At 63.1% G+C, this 339-nt stretch carries 1 protein-coding gene; it reads left to right on the forward strand.

Annotated elements, in window-relative coordinates:
* The coding region (locus GYA94_RS27460; protein ID WP_161893528.1) for an EAL domain-containing protein at nt 1-339 on the forward strand (339 nt) is incomplete at both ends.

Below are 339 nucleotides of genomic sequence, written 5' to 3' on the forward strand. Positions count from 1 at the left end.
ACAGCGAGCTGCCGCGGGTGGTCAACAACCTGTTGCAGGCCTACCGCGTGCCACCGCGCAGCCTGGAGCTGGAGGTCACCGAAACCGGCCTGATGAAAAACATCAGCAACGCCGCCCAGCACCGGCTGAGCATGCGCCGTTCCGGGTCGCTGATTGCGATCGACGACTTCGGCACCGGGTACTCGGCGATCAGCTACCTGAAGGCATGGCCGCTGGACAAGATCAAGATCGACAAGAGCTTCGTCCAGGACCTGCTTGACGACGATGACGACGCTACCATCGTGCGCGCCATCAGCCAGCTGGGCAAAAGCCTGGGCATGCAGGTCATCGCCGAAGGCG

The organism is Pseudomonas juntendi, from assembly GCF_009932375.1.
GTDB lineage: Bacteria > Pseudomonadota > Gammaproteobacteria > Pseudomonadales > Pseudomonadaceae > Aquipseudomonas > Aquipseudomonas juntendi.